A 17,270-nucleotide genomic window follows, 5' to 3' on the forward strand; every position below is an offset into this window, starting at 1 on the left:
GGTTGCAGGGGTGGCGCCTAGTGTAGCGAGCCGGGGCCGCCGCCGGCCACCGTGTCCGCCCGCCCCGTCAGGCCGCCTGCGCCAGCGGCGCCGCCGGCAGCCGGCGCAGCAGCGCGCGCAGCGCCGCCCCGTACAGCGGCAGCAGCGCCAGCAGGCTGAAGGCGAGCTTGGTGGCGTAGTCCACCGCGGCGATCTCGACCCAGTGCTCGGCCATGAAGGCGTCGGGGCTGCGCCAGAACGCCGCGGCGAAGAAGACGAAGGTGTCGATCAGGCTGCCGACGATCGTCGAGGCGGCCGGTGCCACCCACCACGCGCGCAGCCGGCGCAGCCGGGCGAACACCGCGATGTCGGTGAGCTGACCGACCACGTAGGCGGCAAAACTGGCCAGCGCGATGCGCAGGACGAACTCGTTGAGCGTGGCCAGCCCCGCCCAGCCGGCGAAGCGCCCGTCGACGAACAGCACCGACACGACGTAGGAGGCCGCCAGCGCCGGCAGCATCACGCGGGCGACGACGCGCCGTGCCGGCTCGGGGCCGAGCAGCCGCACCGTCAGGTCGGTCAGCACGAACACGAGCGGAAAGGTGAACGCGCCCCAGGTGGTGTGCACGCCGCCGATCTGAAACGGCAGCTGCACCAGCACGTTGCTGGCGATGATGACGAGCACGTGCAGCAGCGCCAGCAGCGCCAGCGCGCGCGGCAGCAGATGCGGGGGCAGGGAATGCGACGGATGCGGCGACGACGCCGCGGCGATGAAGGCCATGGACGATCCTTTTTGATGAGTGGGGTGAGGGAACCCACGCCGGCCCCGATGGCCGGCTTGGAGGCAAGGGGCGCAAGTGTAGCGCGCCGCGTGCCGCCGTGCACGCGGCCGCTGCCGTGGGCGTCAACCCAGCATCGCGCGCCAGACGCCGCGCGCCCAGCTCCATGACGCCGCGCCGGAGCGCGCGCTGGGCTGGGGGTCGACGGTGAAGCGCAGCTTGGGCGCCTCGCCCGTCATCATCGTCGTCACCACGTTGACGTTGATCGCCTCCTCGTGCGAGGTGGCGGCCCAGCAGATGCCCAGCGGCAGCTCGATCTCGCCCTTCGGCGCGGGGGCGGCCTCGCCACGCAGGCGGCGCGCGATCTCTTCGCCGACCGCGCGGCCTTGGCCGAACGCCACCTGCCCGCTCTTGGGCTGCGGGCTGCCCTGGGCGTCGCCGATCACGAAGATGCGCGCATCCGCCTTGGCCTGGAAGGTCGGCAGCTCCACCTCGGCCCAGCGCTGGCCCAGCCCCGCCTGCCGCACCAGCCCGTTGGCCCGCATCGGCAGGATCAGGTTGGCGTGGTCGAAGCGCAGCTCGCCGGCGCTGGTCCGCAGCGTGCGCCGGCCGGCGTCCACCGCCTGCAGCTCGACGCCGGGACGGTAATCGATCACGTCCGCATAGGCCTTGAGCGCCCCCAGGATCGGCTGCGCGATCGGCGCCGGCGTCGGCGCCGCATTGGCATCCAGAAACACGATCTTGCCGCGCACGCCGCGCTTCTTGATCTGCTCGGCGACCAGCATCGCGCGCTCGTACGGCGCCGGCGGGCAGCGGTACGGGGGCTTGGGCGCGCTCATCACGAAGGTGCCGCCCTGCGCGAGGAAGCGCTCCACCTGCGCGCGCACCGCCTGGTGCTCGAAGGCGCGAAAGCCCACCGGCAGCGCCTCGCGCGCGGCGGCAAAGCCGGGCAGGCTCTCCTCCATGTACTCGATGCCGGGCGACAGCACCAGGTGGTCGTAGCGCAGCCGCTGACCGCCGGCCAGCACGACCTCGCGCCGGTCGCGCTCGATCGCCTGCACGCGGTCGCGCACGCGCCGCACGCCCGGCAGCGCATCGACGCGCTCGTAGCCATGCAGCAGGTCTTCCAGCTTGCCCGTCGTGGCGACGTAGTGCCCGCTCATCGGGCAGGACATGAAGCGGTCGTTGGGCTCCACCAGCACGATGTCGGCGGCCTTCTCGGCCGCCAGTGCGCGCACCGCGCCGAGCCCGCCCCAGCCGGCGCCGACCACCACCACCTGCGGCCGCGCCTGTCCGGTGATGCTGGCGCAGCCGGCCAGCCATGCCGCCGGGCCGACGGCCAGGCCCGCCTGCAGCACGCGCCGGCGCGGCCACGGGGCGGCGGCACCGCGCGCCTCGGACACATCGGGGGGCAGGGTGAGCGGGGTCGATGCCATGGGTTTCCTCCTCCTCGGATGGGACGAACGGCGATGGCTTGACAGGACGCAAGCCCCAACCGGTACCGGCATCGTAGAGGCAGAAGACCCCGGCGCAAGCAGGGATTTCCCGCAGGCGCGGTGCGCGCCGTTCAAGGCAGCAGCCGCAGCACGCCCAGCACCTTGAGCTGGCCCTGCGCGTCGCTTTCGGTGACGACGGCCTCGTTGAAATCGATCTGCTCGCCGGTCAGCGCGTCGATGTTGGGCAGGTGCGTCACCAGCACCACCGGGTTGGGCCCGCGCAGGCGCCGGATCCATTCCTCGGCGGCGTCCATCGCCTCGTTGAGCGAGCCGCCGCGACCGGAGAGGAACTCGCGCAGCCGCGCATCCAGCTCGGCCTTGCCGAACGCCAGCCGCGCCGTGTCGCGCGTGCGGCACATCGCCGAGGCCACGACGTGCAGCCGCTCGGGCGGCAGCCCGTGCGCGGCGAACGCCTTGCCGATCGCCTCGGCGTCGCGCCGTCCCTTGCCGGTCAGCATGTTCTCGCCGCGGCACTGACCGCTCGCGTCGAACGCCGAGCCGTCGCGGCCGCTGGCGTCGGTGTGCCGCATCACGACGACCATGTTCGGCCGCGTGGCCAGCGCCTGCCACAGCGCCTCGGCGTCGCTGGCGCGGGCGGCCGGGGCGACGGCCAGCAACGCGGCGGCGATCCAGCCGACGGCCGTCTTGCGCAGCGCGCCGGGGTGCTGACGCGCACGAGCCAGGCCGACCATACGGGCGGGGGAGTCTGGGGTGACGTCGACGGTCATTTCAGCTGCATCTCCACGAGCTCGGTCATCGTGTGCGCGTCGGGGCGGCCGTCGCGGAGCCACGTCTTGAACTCCAGTTTGACGAAGCGCTTGGCCGCGGGGGCGTACCAGAGCTTCTCCTCGTACCGCCCGGTGTTGGAGCCGTCGAACACCCGCGTCCAGAAGCCCTTGCACTCGATGCGCACGGTCGGGAAGGTGCCGGCCTCGGTCTTCAGGTCTTCCACCGCCTTGGCCTCGCAGTCGGCGTCGAAGTACCCCTTGCCGTTGCGCCATGGAAGCCTGCTGAAGCTCCAGCGCTCGCCCAGCGCGGTGATCGGCATGCGCATCGGCCCGCCGCAGACCTCCTGCTCGCTGTCCTGCATCCGGCGGCAGGAGCGTTGATCCAGCGTCTGGTAGACGGTGCTCGGGTTCTCGGGCCCGGTCAGGTTGCGGTTGCGGAACATCAGCCGCTCGCCCTCGACGCGGGCGAAGATCGACTCGAAGCGGGCGGTCTCGCGCCCGGTGAGTTCGTCGACATTGCGGTAGACCCAGCGGTCACCGCGCTGCAGCGTCGGCGGCTCCACCGGCAGAACCTGCGCCATCACCGGCGCGGTCAGCACCAAGCCGGCGAGCGTGCCCAGAAAGCGTCGAGAGCGGGATCCGGATGACCGCATGGCAAGACCTCCTCACGTGCCCCTTGCGCGTGCGTCCAAGTGTTCACGCCGCGGCCCCGGCTGTCAATGGTGCCGGCCCCACGGCCGATGGGTCGTCACCCCAACCCCCGCACCACCTCCAGCGCCTCCTCGACGCGCTCCACGCCGTGCAGCGTCAGCCCCTCGGTGGCGCGCACGAACGTCGCGTCGGGCTTGCGCGGCAGGTTGGCCTTGGGCACCACCGCCACGGCCATGCCGAGCTTGGCGGCCTCTTTCAGCCGCTCCTGCCCGCGCTGCGCCGGGCGCACCTCGCCGGCCAGGCCCACCTCGCCGAAGGCGACGAAGCCGCGCGGCAGCGCCCGCCCGCGCAGGCTGCTCGCGACCGCCAGCAGCACCGCCAGGTCCGCCGCCGGCTCGGCGATACGCACCCCGCCCACCGCGTTGACGAACACGTCCTGGTCGCCGGTGGCGATGCCGGCGTGGCGGTGCAGCACCGCCAGCAGCATCGCGAGTCGGTCGCGCTCCAGCCCGACGCTCAGGCGCCGCGGGGCGGGGCCGCCGGCGTCCACCAGCGCCTGCACCTCCACCAGCAGCGGGCGCGTGCCTTCCAGCGTCGCCAGCACGCAGCTGCCCGGCACCGGCTCGCGGTGCTGGCTCAGGAACAGGGCGCTCGGGTTGCCCACCCCTTTGAGGCCGCGCTCGGTCATCGCAAAGACGCCCAGCTCACTGACGGCGCCGAAGCGGTTCTTGATCGCGCGCACGAGGCGAAAGCTGCTGTGCGCGTCGCCCTCGAAATAGAGCACGGTGTCGACCATGTGCTCCAGCACGCGCGGGCCCGCGAGCGCGCCGTCCTTGGTGACGTGGCCGACCAGCACGAGGGTGGCCCCGCTGTCCTTGGCGGCGCGCGTCAGCAGCGCGGCGCACTCGCGCACCTGGGCCACCGATCCGGGGGCGGAGGTCAGCTGCTCGGTGTAGACGGTCTGGATCGAGTCGATCACCGCCACCGCGGGGCGCTGCTGCCGCAGCGTGGCCAGGATCGCCTCCAGCCGGATCTCGGCCAGCACCGGCACCTGGCTGTCGCCCAAGCCCAGCCGGCGCGCGCGCAGCGCCACCTGCGCGCCGCTTTCCTCGCCGGTGACGTACAGCGTCGGCAGCCCCGTGCGCTGCAGCGCATCCACCGCCTGCAGCAGCAGCGTGGACTTGCCGATGCCCGGGTCGCCGCCGATCAGCACCACCGCGCCCGGCACCACGCCGCCGCCGAGCACGCGGTCCAGTTCCGCCAAGCCGGTTGGCGTGCGCGCGACGTCGGCGGCCTCGATGTCGGCCAGCCGCGCCAGCGTCCCCTCGGCGGCCAGCCCCTGCCGCAGGGCGCTGAAGCGCCCACGCGCGTTCGCCGACGGCTCCGGCGCCGGGACGGTCTCCTCCAGCGTGTTCCAGGCCCCGCAGTGCGGGCAGCGCCCGTGCCAGCGCGGGGTGCCGCCGCCGCAGGCGCGGCAGAGGTAGAGCGTGCGGTCCTTGGCCATTCAGTCGGTGTCGGGTAAGTTCGGCTCGTCGTCCAGCAGACCCTGAGGCAGGTCGCGCCGCTGGTGCAGCACGCGCCAGACGTCCAGATGCCCGGGTCGTTCGACGAAGAAGATCAGGTACGGAAAGCGCGTCAGTGGCCAGGCGCGCAGGCCCGGCAGCCCCAGTTCATGGCCCCAGCGCGGCGAGGCGCTGCCCGGGTGCGCCGAAAGGTGTTCCAGCGCCTGCTGCAGCGCGTCGATGAAGCGGCCGGCCAGCGCCGGACCGCCCTGGTCGAGCCAGTGCGCCAGCGCCTCGTCGATTTCCTGCTCGGCGCGCTGGCGCAGGACGGCAGGCTTGCGGCTCACGCGTCGGCGGCCGGCGTGGCCGTGGCACGCGCGCGCAGCCGGGCGAAGTAATCCGCGTCGGCGCGCGCGCCGGGGGCCGAGGTGGCGCCTTCCAGCAGCCGCTCGCGCAGCCGCTGGCGTTCGAGGTCGGCGCGGATCAGCGCGCGCACGTATTCGCTGGCGGAGCCGTAGCCGCGCGTGCGCACCTGCTGCTCGACGAAGTCGCGCAGACTGCCCGGCAGGGAGACGTTCATCGTGCCCATGGTCGCAAGGCTAGCCGGCTTGGCAAACTTTGGCAAGGCCATCGGGCGCCAGCCCCAGATGCGCCAGCAGCACCGGCAGGTGGGCGTCGAAGTCGCTCAGCGCGTGATCGCTGCCCGGCACGACGTGGTGGCGGCTGCCGGGGTAGCGCGCCACCATCTCGCGCCAGTCCAGCACCTCGTCGCCGGTGGCGGCGATCAGCAGCACACGCCCGGGGTGCGGCAGCGCGCCGGCGGCGAGCTGGCGCAGCTCGTCCACGTATTCGGGGCGGAAGAAGATGCGCTCGGCCGGGTCGTGCCAGGCGGGGTGTTCGCCGATGTGGCGCGCCAGATCCCGCGCCGGGTCGACGGCAGGGTTGATCAGCACGGCGCGAAAGCCCCGCTGCGCCGCCAGCCGCGTGGCGTAGAAGCCGCCGAGCGAGGAGCCGACCACGGCGGCGGTCTCGTCCGGCCAGCCGGCCACGGTGGCCTCGATCAGCGCCCAGGCCGCGGCGGGGCTGGCCGGCAGCTGCGGGCAGGCCCAGCGCACCTGCGGGTGGTGCGCGGCCAGGTGCGCCGCCAGCCGCTGCGCCTTGAACGAGCGCGGGCTGGAGCGAAAGCCGTGCAGGTACAGCAGGTGCGTGATCGGAGGCGCGGCGGGCTGGTCCATGGGGCGCAGGATAATCGAGGCCCCATATGGCCGTCGTCATCGAAAAGCCGCCGCTGCGCGCGCGCCTGGCCCCGCTGGTGCAGGGGTTCGACGGGGCGTTCTTGCTCACGGTGGCGCTGCTGGCGCTGATCGGGCAGGCGGTGATGGTGTCGGTGGCGTGGGACATCGAGGGCCGCGTCTGGGACCATGCGCGCAACCTGCTGATCGCCACGGTGGTGATGGTGCTGGTGGCGCAGGTGCCGCCGCAGCGGCTGCAGGCGCTGGCCGTGCCGACCTACGTCATCGGCGTGCTGCTGCTGGTGGCGGTGGAGCTGGTGGGCGTCACGAGGAAGGGGGCGCAGCGCTGGCTCGACCTCGGCGTGGTGACGATCCAGCCCAGCGAGCTGATGAAGATCGCCATGCCGCTGATGCTGGCGTGGTGGTTCCAGCAGCGCGAGGGTCGGCTGCGCGTGTTGGACTTCGCGGTGGCCGCCGCGTTGCTGGCGCTGCCGGTCGGGCTGATCGTGCTGCAGCCGGATCTGGGCACGGCGCTGCTGGTGCTGGCCTCGGGGCTGTTCGTCATCTATTTTGCCGGGCTGAGCTGGCGCATCATCGTGCCGCCGCTGGTGCTGGGCGCGGTGGGCGTGGTCACGCTGATCGTCATGGAGCCGCAGTGGTGCGCGCCCGGGGTGGACTGGGTGGTGCTGCACGAGTACCAGCGCCAGCGCGTCTGCACGCTGCTCGACCCGACGCGCGATCCGCTCGGCAAGGGCTTCCACATCCTGCAGGGCATGATCGCGATCGGTTCCGGCGGCTTGTGGGGCAAGGGCTTCGGCCAGGGCACGCAGACGCACCTGGACTTCGTGCCGGAGCGCAGCACCGATTTCATCTTCGCGGCGTTCGCCGAGGAGTTCGGCTTCGTCGGCGTGCTGGGGCTGCTGACCGCCTACGGCCTGTTCGTCTGGCGCGGGCTGGTGCTGGCGATGGAGGCCTCGACGCTGTTCGGCCGGCTGCTGGCCGGCGCGCTGATCCTGGTGCAGTTCGTCTACGCCTTCGTCAACATCGGCATGGTCAGCGGCATCCTGCCGGTGGTGGGCGTGCCGCTGCCGTTCGTCAGCTACGGCGGCACGGCGATGGTGGCGCTGGGCGCCAGCCTGGGCTTGATGCTGTCGGTGGGGCGGCACAAGCGCCTGGTGCCGAGCTGAAGCGCGCGGGCGCCATGCCGGCGGGGGCTGCACGCTCGGGGCGCGCTGCCTACAATGCCGCCATGATCGCCGTCGAACCGACCCTGCAGCGCCTGGCCACGGCGCGCTCGCTGCTGCTCGATCCCTATGGACTGGACGAAAGCCACCTGCGCAGGGCGCTGGCGCGCATCATGGGCCCCGGCGTCGATGACGCCGACCTCTATTTCCAGTACACCCGCAGCGAAGGCTGGAGCCTGGAGGAGGGCATCGTCAAGACCGGCAGCTTCAGCATCGACCAGGGGGTGGGCGTGCGCGCGGTCAGCGGCGACAAGACCGCGTTCGCGTACTCGGACGACCTGAGCTGGGCGGCGCTGCGCGAGGCCGCCGACAGCGTGCGCGCCATCGGCCGCCAGGGCGGGGCGCAGCGGGCCGACCTGCGCCGCGGCCGCCGGCGCGTGGCGCCGTCGCGCGCGCTGTACGAACCGCACGACCCGATCGGCACGCTGGACAGCGCGGCCAAGGTGGCGCTGCTGGAAAAGGTGGAACGGCTGGCGCGCGCGCGCGACCCGCGCATCGTGCAGGTGATGGCGGGGCTCGCGGCCGAGTACGACGTGGTGCTGGTGGCGCGCGCCGACGGCGTGCTGGCCGCCGACGTGCGGCCGCTGGTGCGGCTTTCGCTGACGGTGATCGCGCAGCAGGGGCAGCGCCGCGAGGTCGGCTCCTCCGGCGGCGGCGGGCGCTGGGGGCTGGCGCGCTTCGACGACGCGCTGCTCGAACACTACGTCGATGAGGCCGTGCAGGCGGCGTTGACCAACCTGGAGTCGCGCCCGGCACCGGCCGGCGAGATGACGGTGGTGCTGGGCCCCGGCTGGCCCGGCGTACTGCTGCACGAGGCGGTCGGCCACGGGCTGGAGGGCGACTTCAACCGCAAGGGCTCCAGCGCCTTCGCCGGCCGCATCGGCCAGCGCGTCGCCGCCAAGGGCGTGACGGTGCTGGACGACGGCACGCTGGAGGGCCGGCGCGGCTCGCTCAACATCGACGACGAGGGCCACCCGACGCAGCGCAACGTCCTGATCGAGGACGGCATCCTGCGCGGCTACCTGCAGGACCGTCTCAACGCGCGCCTGATGGGCGTGCCGTGCACCGGCAACGGCCGGCGCGAGAGCTATGCGCACCTGCCGTTGCCGCGCATGACCAACACCTACATGCTGGCCGGCGAGCACGATCCGCAGGAAATCATCGCCAGCGTCCGGCGCGGCCTCTACGCGACGCATTTCGGCGGCGGCCAGGTCGACATCACCAGCGGCAAATTCGTCTTTTCCGCCAGCAGCGCGTGGTGGATCGAGGACGGCAAACTGGCCTACCCGGTCAAGGGCGCCACGCTGATCGGCAACGGCCCCGATGCGCTCAAGCGCGTGCGCATGATCGGCCGTGATCTGCAGCTCGACGCGGGGGTGGGCACCTGCGGCAAGGACGGCCAGAGCGTGCCGGTGGGCGTGGGCCAGCCGACGCTTCGCCTGGACGGCCTGACGGTGGGCGGCACGGCCTGAGCCGCTGCCCCGCGTGGCACGGCACGCCGTCGTTGCGGCGGCGCCACGCCGGCGGGGCCTGCCGTCAGCCAGGCGTCAAGCAGGCTGTGCTAAAGTGTGCGCCATGCGCAAGCACGGCTTTTACTTTGGCTACTTCTGGTTCTCTGGCGTCACCGACGGCCGAGAGGAGTGAAGTCGCCCAAAGCAAGCCTCCCGAATCTCGCAACCGTCGGTTTCCCAACCGGCGGTTTTTTTTTGCCCCCCCATGCCGAGGAGATTGCCGCGATGAGCCCCAGCCCCAGCAAAGCCAGCCTCACCGATGCGTGGTACGCCCACCCGGCCGACCGCACCAGTCAGACCGACGACCAGCGCATCGAGGACATCACCGTGCTGCCGCCGCCCGAGCACCTGATCCGCTTCTTCCCGATCCGCGGCACCGCGATCGAAAAGCTCATCACCCACACCCGCCGCACGATCCACCAGATCCTGCACGGCAAGGACGACCGGCTGCTGGTCATCATCGGGCCGTGCTCGATCCACGATCCGGCCGCGGCGATGGAGTACGCGCGGCGCCTGAAGGAGCAGCGCGACCGCTTCGCCGACCGGCTCGAGATCGTCATGCGCGTCTACTTCGAGAAGCCCCGCACCACGGTGGGCTGGAAGGGCCTGATCAACGACCCCTACCTGGACGAGAGCTTCCGCATCGACGAGGGCCTGCGCATCGCGCGCCAGCTGCTCATCGAGATCAACCGCCTGGGGCTGCCGGCGGCCAGCGAATTCCTCGACGTCATCAGCCCGCAGTACATCGCCGACCTGATCTCGTGGGGGGCGATCGGTGCGCGCACCACCGAAAGCCAGGTGCACCGCGAGCTGGCCTCGGGCCTGTCGGCGCCGATCGGCTTCAAGAACGGCACCGACGGCAACATCCGCATCGCCACCGACGCCATCCTGGCCGCCAGCCGCCCGCACCACTTCCTTTCGGTGCACAAGAACGGGCAGGTGGCCATCGTGCGCACCAAGGGCAACCCCGACTGCCACGTCATCCTGCGCGGCGGCAAGCTGCCCAACTACGACGCCGACAGCGTGGCCATCGCCTGCCAGCAGCTCGCCGACGCCAAGCTGCCTGCGCGCGTGATGGTCGACTGCAGCCACGGCAACAGCCAGAAGCAGCACGAGCGCCAGGTGGACGTGGCGCGTGACATCGCGGCGCAGGTCGGCTCGGGATCGGACCGCATCTTCGGCGTGATGGTGGAGAGCCACCTGCGCGCCGGGGCGCAGAAGTTCACCCCCGGCAAGGACGATCCGGCCAAGCTCGCCTACGGCCAGAGCATCACCGATGCCTGCATCGACTGGGATACCTCGGTGCAGGTGCTGCAGATGCTGGCCGAGGCGGTGGCGGCGCGGCGCACCCGGCGCGGCTGATTTCACCGAGGGCCGCGGGCCGTGTACGATCGCGGCAGGCGGTGCACGGCGCCGCCCGTCCTCTCACCCGCCAGCGGATCCCACCATGCGCAACCACGTCATCGTCTCCTTCGGGCCCGACCGCGAGTACACCTTCGACCTCGACGAGGTGCAGCCGATGCCGCACGACCTGGCGCGGCAGTGGATGGACGAGCAGTTCACCACGCTGGGCTGCGAGCCGCTGCGCCTCAGTGGCAAGGTGCTCACCGCCGACAAGGCGCTGGCCATCGCGCAGGCGGTGGGCGAGGAGCGCTTCGCCGACCCGGCGCACCGCGCCTGGGCGATGGTCTACGCGCGCGCGGTCGCCAGCCTGCTGGCCAAGCCCATCGTCAAGGTCGACGTGCCCGGCCTGACGGTGGGCTACTGAGCTGCCGCCGGCGCGCGCAGCGCGGCGGCCAGACGCTCATGAATGCCGCCGAAGCTGCCGTTGCTCATGCACAGGAGGTGGTCGCCTGGCCTTGCCGCGGCCACCACCTGCGCCACCAGCGCCTCGAGGTCGGCAGCGACGTGCGCGCGCGCGCCCAGCGGCGCCAGCGCGGCGGCGGCATCCCAGCCGAGCCCGCCGGCGTGGCAGAACGCCAGCGCCGCCTGCTCGAGCGCCCACGGCAGCTGCGCCTTCATCGTGCCGAGCTTCATCGTGTTGGAGCGCGGCTCGAAGATCGCCAGGATGCGCTCGTGCGCGCGGCCCTGGGCGTCGAGCCGCCGGCGCAGCCCGTCGATGGTCGTGCGCATCGCCGTGGGATGGTGCGCGAAGTCATCGTAGATCGTGATGGTGCCGTCGGCGCGGGTGACGCGGGCGCGCACTTCCAGCCGCCGACGCACCCCCTGAAAGTCCGCCAGGGCCTCGGCCGCCAGCGCGGGGCTGACGCCCACGTGCTCGGCCGCGGCGATGGCCGCCAACGCGTTGAGCTGGTTGTGCACGCCCGTCAGGCCCCAGCGCACGCGCGCCACCTCGCGCCCATGGCGCAGCACCGCAAAATCGTGCGGCTCGCCGTCGGCCACGTAGTCGCTGTTGGCGGCGCCGAAGGTGCGCAGCTCGCTGTAGAGCCCCTGGTGCAGCACGCGCGCGATCGCCTCTTCCAGCCCGTTGGCGATGACGCGGCCGCTGGCCGGCACGGTGCGCAGCAGGTGATGGAACTGGCGCTCGATCGCGGCCAGATCGTCGAAGATGTCGGCGTGGTCGAATTCCAGGTTGTTCAGCACCGCGGTGCGCGGCCGGTAGTGCACGAACTTGCTGCGCTTGTCGAAGAACGCGGTGTCGTATTCGTCGGCCTCGATCACGAACAGGGGCCGCCCGGGGCCCGCCGCCCCGCCCAGACGCGCCGACACACCGAAGTCCAGCGGCACGCCGCCGACCAGAAAGCCAGGCGAGCGCTGCGCATGCTGCAGGATCCAGGCCAGCATCGCGGTGGTGGTGGTCTTGCCGTGCGTGCCGGCCACCGCCAGCACGTGGCGCCCGTGCAGCACGTGCTCGGCCAGCCACTGCGGGCCGCTGGTGTAGCGCGCGCCGGCCTCCAGGATCGCCTCCATCAGCGGGAACTTCGGGCTGCCGTCCGGCAGCCGCGCGCGGCTGACGACGTTGCCGACCACGAACACGTCCGGGCGCAGGGCCAGCTGGTCGGCATCCCAGCCCTCGATCAGCTCGATGCCCAGCGCGCGCAGCTGCTCGCTCATCGGCGGATAGACGCCGGCGTCGCAGCCGGTGACGCGGTGGCCGGCCTCGCGCGCCAGTGCCGCCAGTCCCCCCATGAAGGTGCCGCAGATGCCGAGAATATGGATGTGCATGGGGGCGCATTATCGCGGTGCGCTGCGCCCGCGCCCGCCGTGCCCGACAATGGCGCCATGCACGACGACACGTCCCGACGCGAACTGGCCGCCGTGGCTGCGGCGCTGATGGTCGACGAGGGCCTCGAGGCGCGGGCCGCGCTGGCGCGCGCGCGTCAGCGGCTCGGCCTGCCGGCGCGGGTGCCGCCGCCCGATCCCGCCGCGCTCGACGCCGCGGTGCGCGAGCACCTGGCCCTGTTCCACGCCGACACCCAGCCACGCGAGCTGGCCGCCCTGCGCGCGACGGCCTTGGCGTGGATGCAGCGGCTGGCGGCGTTCGAGCCGCTGCTGGGCGGCGCGGTGTGGCACGGCACCGCCACGCGGCGCTCGGACATCCACCTGCAGCTGTTCAGCGATGACCCCAAGGCGGTGGAGATCACGTTGATCAACGCCGGCGTGGCCTACGACGCGGCGCAGGCGCGCGGCCTGCACGGCCGCGAGGTGCCGGTGCTGCACGTGGCGGTGCGCTGCGAGGGGCTGGGGGAGTCGGTCGGCCTGCACCTGTGGGTCAACGACGGGGCGGCGCGCCGCGGCGCGCGCCTGCCCGATGCGCTGGGGCGCACGCCGCGCGGCACCGCCGACGAGGTGCGCGCGCTGCTGGCTGCGGAGGGCGCGGCATGAACGCGCGCCGGGCGTGGATGATCGGCGTCGGCACGGCGGCGGCGGCGCTCGGCGCCGGCGTGGCGGCCTGGCGGCTGCGGCCGCAGCCGGTGGCCGAAGGCGCCGAGGCGGCGTTCTGGAGCGCCCGATGGGAGCGTCCCGAAGGCGGGGAGCTGATCGCCGCTGAGCTGCGCGGCGGGCCGCTGCTGCTCAACTTCTGGGCCACCTGGTGCCCGCCGTGCGTGGAGGAGCTGCCGCTGCTGGACCGCTTCTACCGTGAGCGGCAGGCGCAGGGCTGGCGCGTCGTGGGACTGGCGATCGACCAGCCCAGCGCCGTGCGCGCCTTCCTGCAGCGGCAGCCGCTGTCGTTTCCGGTCGGGCTCGCCGGCTTTGGCGGCACCGAGCTGGCACGCCAGCTCGGCAACCCTACCGGCGCGCTGCCGTTCAGCGTGGTGTTCGATGCCCAGGGCCGACTGGCGCAGCGCAAGCTCGGCAAGGTCGAGCCGGCCGACCTGCAGGCCTGGGCCGCCGCCTCAAGCTGACGGCGGCGCGGCCTCCTCGACGGCGCGTCCGAGGTGCGCGCGCACCTCGGACGCCGGCAGCGGCCGCGCATACAGGAAGCCCTGGTAGTGGTCGCAGCCGAGCCGGCTCAGCTGCCGCAGCTGGGCCGGCTGCTCCACCCCCTCGGCCACCACCTCCATGCCCAGCGCGTGGCCCATCTGCACGATCGCGGCGACGATGGCCGCCTCCGCTGCCGCCTCCTCGCCGAGCGCCATCACGAAGCTGCGGTCGATCTTGAGCCGGTGCAGCGGGAAACGCTTCAGGTAGGTCAGGCTCGAATAGCCGGTGCCGAAGTCGTCCAGCGACAGCTCCACCCCCAGCGCCGCCAGCGCCTGCAGCTTGGCCAGCGCCTCCTCGGCGTCGCGGATCAGGATCGATTCGGTCAGCTCCAGCTCGAGCAGCGCGGGCGGCAACCCGTGGCGCTGCAGCGCCGCGGCCACGTCCTGCACGAAGCCTGGTTGCTCGAACTGCAGCGCCGAGACGTTGATCGCCACCTGCCCCGCCACGCCCTCGTCCAGCCAGCGGCGTGCCTGCGCCACCGCCTGTTCCAGCACCCACTGGCCCAGCGCGCCGATCAGGCCGGTCTCCTCGGCCACGCCGATGAACGCCCCCGGCATCACCAGCCCGGCGCCGGGGCGGTGCCAGCGCAGCAGCGCCTCGCAGGCGGTGACGCGGCCGGCGCGCAGGTCGACGCGCGGCTGGAAGTGCAGCTCGAACTCGCCGCGCTGCAGGCCCTGGCGCATCGCGTGGTCGGTCTGGATGCGCGCCAGCAGGTCGGCGTTCATCGCCGGCTGGTAGAACCGCCAGTGTCCCTTGCCGCGCTCCTTGACCTGGTACATCGCGGTGTCGGCGCACTGGATCAGCTCGTCCAGCGTGGCGCCGTCCTGCGGGTACATCGCGATGCCGATGCTGCACGACAGCGTGAACTGCATCTCGTCGATCGTCACCGGCCGCGTCACCGCGTCGATGATGCGCCGCGCGGCGCACTCGGCCGCGTCGCGGTCGGCGTCGTGCAGATGGACGACGAACTCGTCGCCGCCCAGCCGCGCCAGCGTGTCGGTCTGGCGCAGGCAGCCGCGCAGCCGCGCGGCGATCTCCACCAGCACGCGGTCGCCGAAGGCGTGGCCGAGCGAGTCGTTGATGCCCTTGAAGCGGTCCAGGTCGAGGAACAGCACCGCGAAGCCCTGTCCGCTGCGCTGCGCCAGCCGGATCGCGTGGCCGACGCGCTCGCCCAGCATCAGCCGGTTCGGCAGGCCGGTCAGCGGATCGCTGTAGGCCAGCTGCTCGATGCGGCGCTGCGCCTCGAGCCTTTCCGACAGGTCCTTGGCGAACAGCACGGTGTTGAGCGGCTGGCCGTGCGCGTCGCGCAGCAGCACCCACGAGACCAGCAGCGCCACCCCCGGACCCTGCGGGCGACGCAGCCACAGCTCGCCCTCCCACACGCCGCGCCCGTCCAGCGCCACCTGCACCTCCTCGCGCCAGCGCGGGCGGTTGGGCGCATCCAGCAGTTCCTGTACCGCGCGGCCGGCCGGGTCGTCGTGCCCGAGCTGCGCCAGCCGCAGCGCCGCCGGGTTGCACGCCACGATGCGCAGCTGCGGATCGGTGACGACGATGGCGTCGAGGCTCGACTCGAACACCTTGGCCGCCAGGCGCAGCTTGGCGTCGATGGCCACGCGCTCGGTGACGTCGCGGTAGACGTGGATGCGCCCGATCGGCCGCCCGCGCGCCAGCTGTGGTCGCGAGGCGCGCTCCAGGATGCGGCCGCTGCGCAGCAGCACGATGTCGTGCGCCTCCATCAGCGGTGCGCGCTGCAGCTCGCCCAGGCGCGCCTGGAAGGCGCTGGCATCCTGCACCGCAGCGGCCAGGTGGCGCTGCAGCGCGCGTTCGTCGGGCTCGGTCAGCAGCGTCTCCGGCAGCTCCCAGATGTGCGCGAAGGCGCGGTTGAAAGCGCGCACGCCGCCGTCCAGGTCGCACACCAGGATGCCGTCGGCGGAGGACTCCAGCACCGCGCGCAGCTCGGCCAGCAGCTCCTCCAGCCGCTGGTGCGTGCGCTGCCACTCGGTCAGATCCTGCATGGCCACCAGCACCACCGGCGCACCCTCCTGGGGCCGCACGGGGCCGATGCGGCGCTGCACCCGCAGCAGCTCGCCGTCGGCGCGCCTGAGCAGCGCCTCCGACTCCAGCGTCTGCTGGATGCCGCGTCGCCATTCGTCCCAGTAGACGTGGTCCTGCAGATCGCTGGCCCATGCGTGCACCGGGCTGCCCACCATCGCCTCGCGCGTGGCGCCAACCAGCCGCAGCGCGGCCTGGTTGACCGCCAGGATGCGCAGCGTGGTCGGGTCGACCACCCAAACCGCCTCCAGCAGGCCCTCGGTGATGGCGGCCCAGTGCAGGTGGCTCACGGCACGCCTCCTTCGCCGTCACCGGCGCTGAGGGCCCGCTCGAAGAAGTAGCAGTAGCGGGCGCGCGGCTCCAGATAGTCCAGCGCCGCGCGTGGCAGCTGGTCGGGCCGCAGGCTGCGCTGGATCGACAGCTGCGGCTGGGTCTGCAGGTCCAGCAGCAGCGCCTCGCTGCGCGGCACGGTGGGGTCGTGCACCAGCACGCGCGGCTTGAGCGGGCGCGCGGCGTTGACCGCCTGCACCTGCGCGTAGCGGCCGTCGCTCAGCTGCACGATCGAGCCGGGCGGGTAGACCCCCAGCATGCGGATGAAGGCCGCCAGCGTGCGCGCCTCGAACTGCGCGCGGTGGCGCGCGAACAGCAGCGCCAGCGCCTCGTGAGGGGTGAGCGCCTTGGCGGGGTGGTGCGGGTTGCACAGCCGGTCGTAGCGGTTGACCAGCGCCAGCACCCGCGCCGCCGGCGTCATCGCCTCGGCCAGGCAGCCAGTCGGAAAGCCGCTGCCGTCGGCGTGCTCGTGGTGCTGCGCCACCGCCTGCGCCACCTCCTCGGGCAGCCCCATCGCACGCACCAGGCGTGCGCCCAGCTCGGCGTGCTCCTGGTAGGCCTTCAGCTGCGCGGGTGTGAAGGCGTCGTCCTTGTGGCGCACCAGCTCCGGCAGCCGCAGCTTGCCGACGTCGTGCAGCAGTGCCGCGGTTCCGAGCGTCTGCAGCGCCGCCGCCTCCAGTCCCAGCGCGCGCCCGAGCAGCAGGCTCAGCACCGCCACGTTCATCGCGTGCTGTGCGCCGCGGTCGCCCTGCACATCACCGAGCAGCCGGATGGCCGACTCGCCCTGACCGCAGATCTCGGCCACCAGCTCGCCGGCCAGCGCCTGTGCTTCCCCGGCCGCGCGTGCCGGCTCGTGCTCCGCGCCGTCCAGCAGCGCCTTGCAGCGCCGCGCTCCCTCGTGGTAGCGCCGCTCGCAGCGCTGCAGGCTGCGCCGCTGGGCCGCCAGCGCCGCCAGGCGCGCGGCCTGCGCCGGGTCGGCCGACGGCGACGCTTCCTGCGTAGCGGAAGACGCCGCGGCGGCCGTGCCGTCCTCCTCGGATTCGGGGTCGCTGCGCGCCGGATCGATGCGCACCCGCGTCAGGCCCAGTGCGCGGATGGTCTCGATCTGCCGTGCCGTGGTGATGCGGAAGTTGTTGCGCGGGAACGGATGGTCCATCCACCCCAGATCCAGCAGCACGAAATGACCGACCCGCAGCTCCGTCACCGGAATCACGGGCAGAGGCGGTTCGGTCATCGGGCGCTCCCATGCAAGACAGGCATGGGCGCCATTATCGCCACCTTCGACGGCGTCGGTGCGGCCGTGTTGCGCTACAGTGCGGG

General features: G+C 72.8%; 17 protein-coding genes. 6 read left to right on the plus strand and 11 right to left on the minus strand.

Going from position 1 to position 17,270, the window contains the following annotated elements; genetic code table 11:
- Nucleotides 1-67 precede the first annotated feature (67 nt).
- From Tsedi_RS09655 to Tsedi_RS09685, 8 genes are all read right to left on the minus strand, one after another.
- Nucleotides 68-760 (minus strand): 7-cyano-7-deazaguanine/7-aminomethyl-7-deazaguanine transporter, encoded by a 693-nt coding sequence (locus Tsedi_RS09655; protein WP_143896056.1) that lies wholly within the window; start codon nucleotides 758-760, stop codon nucleotides 68-70.
- Nucleotides 761-883: 123 nt separating this feature from the next.
- Nucleotides 884-2,194: an FAD-dependent oxidoreductase gene (locus Tsedi_RS09660; RefSeq protein ID WP_185970632.1), complete on the minus strand. Its 1,311-nt coding sequence runs from the start codon at nucleotides 2,192-2,194 to the stop codon at nucleotides 884-886.
- Nucleotides 2,195-2,325: 131 nt separating this feature from the next.
- Complete coding sequence (locus Tsedi_RS09665; protein ID WP_185970633.1) at nucleotides 2,326-2,982, minus strand: histidine phosphatase family protein; 657 nt, start codon at nucleotides 2,980-2,982, stop codon at nucleotides 2,326-2,328.
- Nucleotides 2,979-3,584 (minus strand): hypothetical protein, encoded by a 606-nt coding sequence (locus Tsedi_RS12205; protein WP_185970634.1) that lies wholly within the window; start codon nucleotides 3,582-3,584, stop codon nucleotides 2,979-2,981. Before Tsedi_RS12205 ends, Tsedi_RS09665 begins: the two co-directional genes overlap by 4 nt.
- A gap of 146 nt (nucleotides 3,585-3,730) precedes the next feature.
- On the minus strand, nucleotides 3,731-5,137 hold the full coding sequence (radA, locus tag Tsedi_RS09670; RefSeq protein WP_143896062.1) for a DNA repair protein RadA: 1,407 nt from the start codon (nucleotides 5,135-5,137) through the stop codon (nucleotides 3,731-3,733).
- On the minus strand, nucleotides 5,138-5,482 hold the full coding sequence (locus Tsedi_RS09675; protein ID WP_143896064.1) for a type II toxin-antitoxin system RelE/ParE family toxin: 345 nt from the start codon (nucleotides 5,480-5,482) through the stop codon (nucleotides 5,138-5,140). It lies immediately after the preceding gene.
- On the minus strand, nucleotides 5,479-5,715 hold the full coding sequence (locus Tsedi_RS09680; protein WP_425472757.1) for a type II toxin-antitoxin system ParD family antitoxin: 237 nt from the start codon (nucleotides 5,713-5,715) through the stop codon (nucleotides 5,479-5,481). The genes Tsedi_RS09675 and Tsedi_RS09680 overlap by 4 nt, the downstream gene beginning before the upstream one ends.
- 19 nt (nucleotides 5,716-5,734) lie before the next feature.
- Nucleotides 5,735-6,370 (minus strand): YqiA/YcfP family alpha/beta fold hydrolase, encoded by a 636-nt coding sequence (locus Tsedi_RS09685; RefSeq protein ID WP_143896068.1) that lies wholly within the window; start codon nucleotides 6,368-6,370, stop codon nucleotides 5,735-5,737.
- Between the two features lie 26 nt (nucleotides 6,371-6,396).
- Here Tsedi_RS09685 and rodA point away from each other — a divergent pair, with 26 nt between their 5' ends.
- From rodA to Tsedi_RS09705, 4 genes are all read left to right on the plus strand, one after another.
- Nucleotides 6,397-7,554: a rod shape-determining protein RodA gene (gene rodA, locus Tsedi_RS09690; protein ID WP_143896070.1), complete on the plus strand. Its 1,158-nt coding sequence runs from the start codon at nucleotides 6,397-6,399 to the stop codon at nucleotides 7,552-7,554.
- A gap of 62 nt (nucleotides 7,555-7,616) precedes the next feature.
- Nucleotides 7,617-9,083 (plus strand): metalloprotease TldD, encoded by a 1,467-nt coding sequence (tldD, locus tag Tsedi_RS09695; protein WP_143896072.1) that lies wholly within the window; start codon nucleotides 7,617-7,619, stop codon nucleotides 9,081-9,083.
- 264 nt (nucleotides 9,084-9,347) lie between these two features.
- A complete protein-coding gene (locus tag Tsedi_RS09700) occupies nucleotides 9,348-10,484 on the plus strand; it encodes a 3-deoxy-7-phosphoheptulonate synthase (RefSeq protein WP_143896074.1) in 1,137 nt (378 codons plus the stop codon).
- 85 nt (nucleotides 10,485-10,569) lie between these two features.
- Nucleotides 10,570-10,890, plus strand: coding sequence for a hypothetical protein (locus Tsedi_RS09705; protein ID WP_143896076.1), 321 nt, complete (start codon nucleotides 10,570-10,572; stop codon nucleotides 10,888-10,890).
- Here the strand turns inward: Tsedi_RS09705 and mpl are convergent.
- Nucleotides 10,884-12,308 (minus strand): UDP-N-acetylmuramate:L-alanyl-gamma-D-glutamyl-meso-diaminopimelate ligase, encoded by a 1,425-nt coding sequence (gene mpl, locus Tsedi_RS09710; RefSeq protein WP_143896078.1) that lies wholly within the window; start codon nucleotides 12,306-12,308, stop codon nucleotides 10,884-10,886. The genes Tsedi_RS09705 and mpl overlap by 7 nt on opposite strands.
- A 57-nt stretch (nucleotides 12,309-12,365) precedes the next feature.
- Here mpl and Tsedi_RS09715 point away from each other — a divergent pair, with 57 nt between their 5' ends.
- Nucleotides 12,366-12,968, plus strand: coding sequence for a hypothetical protein (locus tag Tsedi_RS09715; RefSeq protein WP_143896080.1), 603 nt, complete (start codon nucleotides 12,366-12,368; stop codon nucleotides 12,966-12,968).
- Nucleotides 12,965-13,489 (plus strand): TlpA disulfide reductase family protein, encoded by a 525-nt coding sequence (locus Tsedi_RS09720; protein WP_143896082.1) that lies wholly within the window; start codon nucleotides 12,965-12,967, stop codon nucleotides 13,487-13,489. Before Tsedi_RS09715 ends, Tsedi_RS09720 begins: the two co-directional genes overlap by 4 nt.
- Here Tsedi_RS09720 and Tsedi_RS09725 read toward each other — a convergent pair.
- Together Tsedi_RS09725 and Tsedi_RS09730 are read right to left on the minus strand one after the other, a co-directional pair.
- Nucleotides 13,481-15,910, minus strand: coding sequence for a sensor domain-containing protein (locus Tsedi_RS09725; protein WP_143896084.1), 2,430 nt, complete (start codon nucleotides 15,908-15,910; stop codon nucleotides 13,481-13,483). The genes Tsedi_RS09720 and Tsedi_RS09725 overlap by 9 nt on opposite strands.
- Nucleotides 15,907-17,184: a cyclic di-GMP phosphodiesterase gene (locus Tsedi_RS09730; RefSeq protein WP_143896086.1), complete on the minus strand. Its 1,278-nt coding sequence runs from the start codon at nucleotides 17,182-17,184 to the stop codon at nucleotides 15,907-15,909. The genes Tsedi_RS09725 and Tsedi_RS09730 overlap by 4 nt, the downstream gene beginning before the upstream one ends.
- Between the last annotated feature and the right edge of the window lie 86 nt (nucleotides 17,185-17,270).

The sequence above is a fragment of the Tepidimonas sediminis genome (genome assembly GCF_007556605.1).
In the GTDB taxonomy this organism is placed as follows: Bacteria; Pseudomonadota; Gammaproteobacteria; order Burkholderiales; family Burkholderiaceae_C; genus Tepidimonas; species Tepidimonas sediminis.

Excerpts from the sequence above, each read along its gene's own strand:
- Tsedi_RS09720 (WP_143896082.1), top strand. The coding sequence starts at position 12,965 with ATGAACGCGCGCCGGGCGTGGATGATCGGCGTCGGCACGGCGGCGGCG.
- Tsedi_RS09730 (WP_143896086.1), bottom strand. The coding sequence starts at position 17,184 with ATGACCGAACCGCCTCTGCCCGTGATTCCGGTGACGGAGCTGCGGGTC.
- radA (WP_143896062.1), bottom strand. The coding sequence starts at position 5,137 with ATGGCCAAGGACCGCACGCTCTACCTCTGCCGCGCCTGCGGCGGCGGC.
- Tsedi_RS09715 (WP_143896080.1), top strand. The coding sequence starts at position 12,366 with ATGCACGACGACACGTCCCGACGCGAACTGGCCGCCGTGGCTGCGGCG.
- Tsedi_RS09660 (WP_185970632.1), bottom strand. The coding sequence starts at position 2,194 with ATGGCATCGACCCCGCTCACCCTGCCCCCCGATGTGTCCGAGGCGCGC.
- Tsedi_RS09655 (WP_143896056.1), bottom strand. The coding sequence starts at position 760 with ATGGCCTTCATCGCCGCGGCGTCGTCGCCGCATCCGTCGCATTCCCTG.
- Tsedi_RS09685 (WP_143896068.1), bottom strand. The coding sequence starts at position 6,370 with ATGGACCAGCCCGCCGCGCCTCCGATCACGCACCTGCTGTACCTGCAC.
- mpl (WP_143896078.1), bottom strand. The coding sequence starts at position 12,308 with ATGCACATCCATATTCTCGGCATCTGCGGCACCTTCATGGGGGGACTG.
- Tsedi_RS09680 (WP_425472757.1), bottom strand. The coding sequence starts at position 5,715 with ATGAACGTCTCCCTGCCGGGCAGTCTGCGCGACTTCGTCGAGCAGCAG.
- Tsedi_RS09700 (WP_143896074.1), top strand. The coding sequence starts at position 9,348 with ATGAGCCCCAGCCCCAGCAAAGCCAGCCTCACCGATGCGTGGTACGCC.
- tldD (WP_143896072.1), top strand. The coding sequence starts at position 7,617 with ATGATCGCCGTCGAACCGACCCTGCAGCGCCTGGCCACGGCGCGCTCG.
- Tsedi_RS09665 (WP_185970633.1), bottom strand. The coding sequence starts at position 2,982 with ATGACCGTCGACGTCACCCCAGACTCCCCCGCCCGTATGGTCGGCCTG.
- rodA (WP_143896070.1), top strand. The coding sequence starts at position 6,397 with ATGGCCGTCGTCATCGAAAAGCCGCCGCTGCGCGCGCGCCTGGCCCCG.
- Tsedi_RS09705 (WP_143896076.1), top strand. The coding sequence starts at position 10,570 with ATGCGCAACCACGTCATCGTCTCCTTCGGGCCCGACCGCGAGTACACC.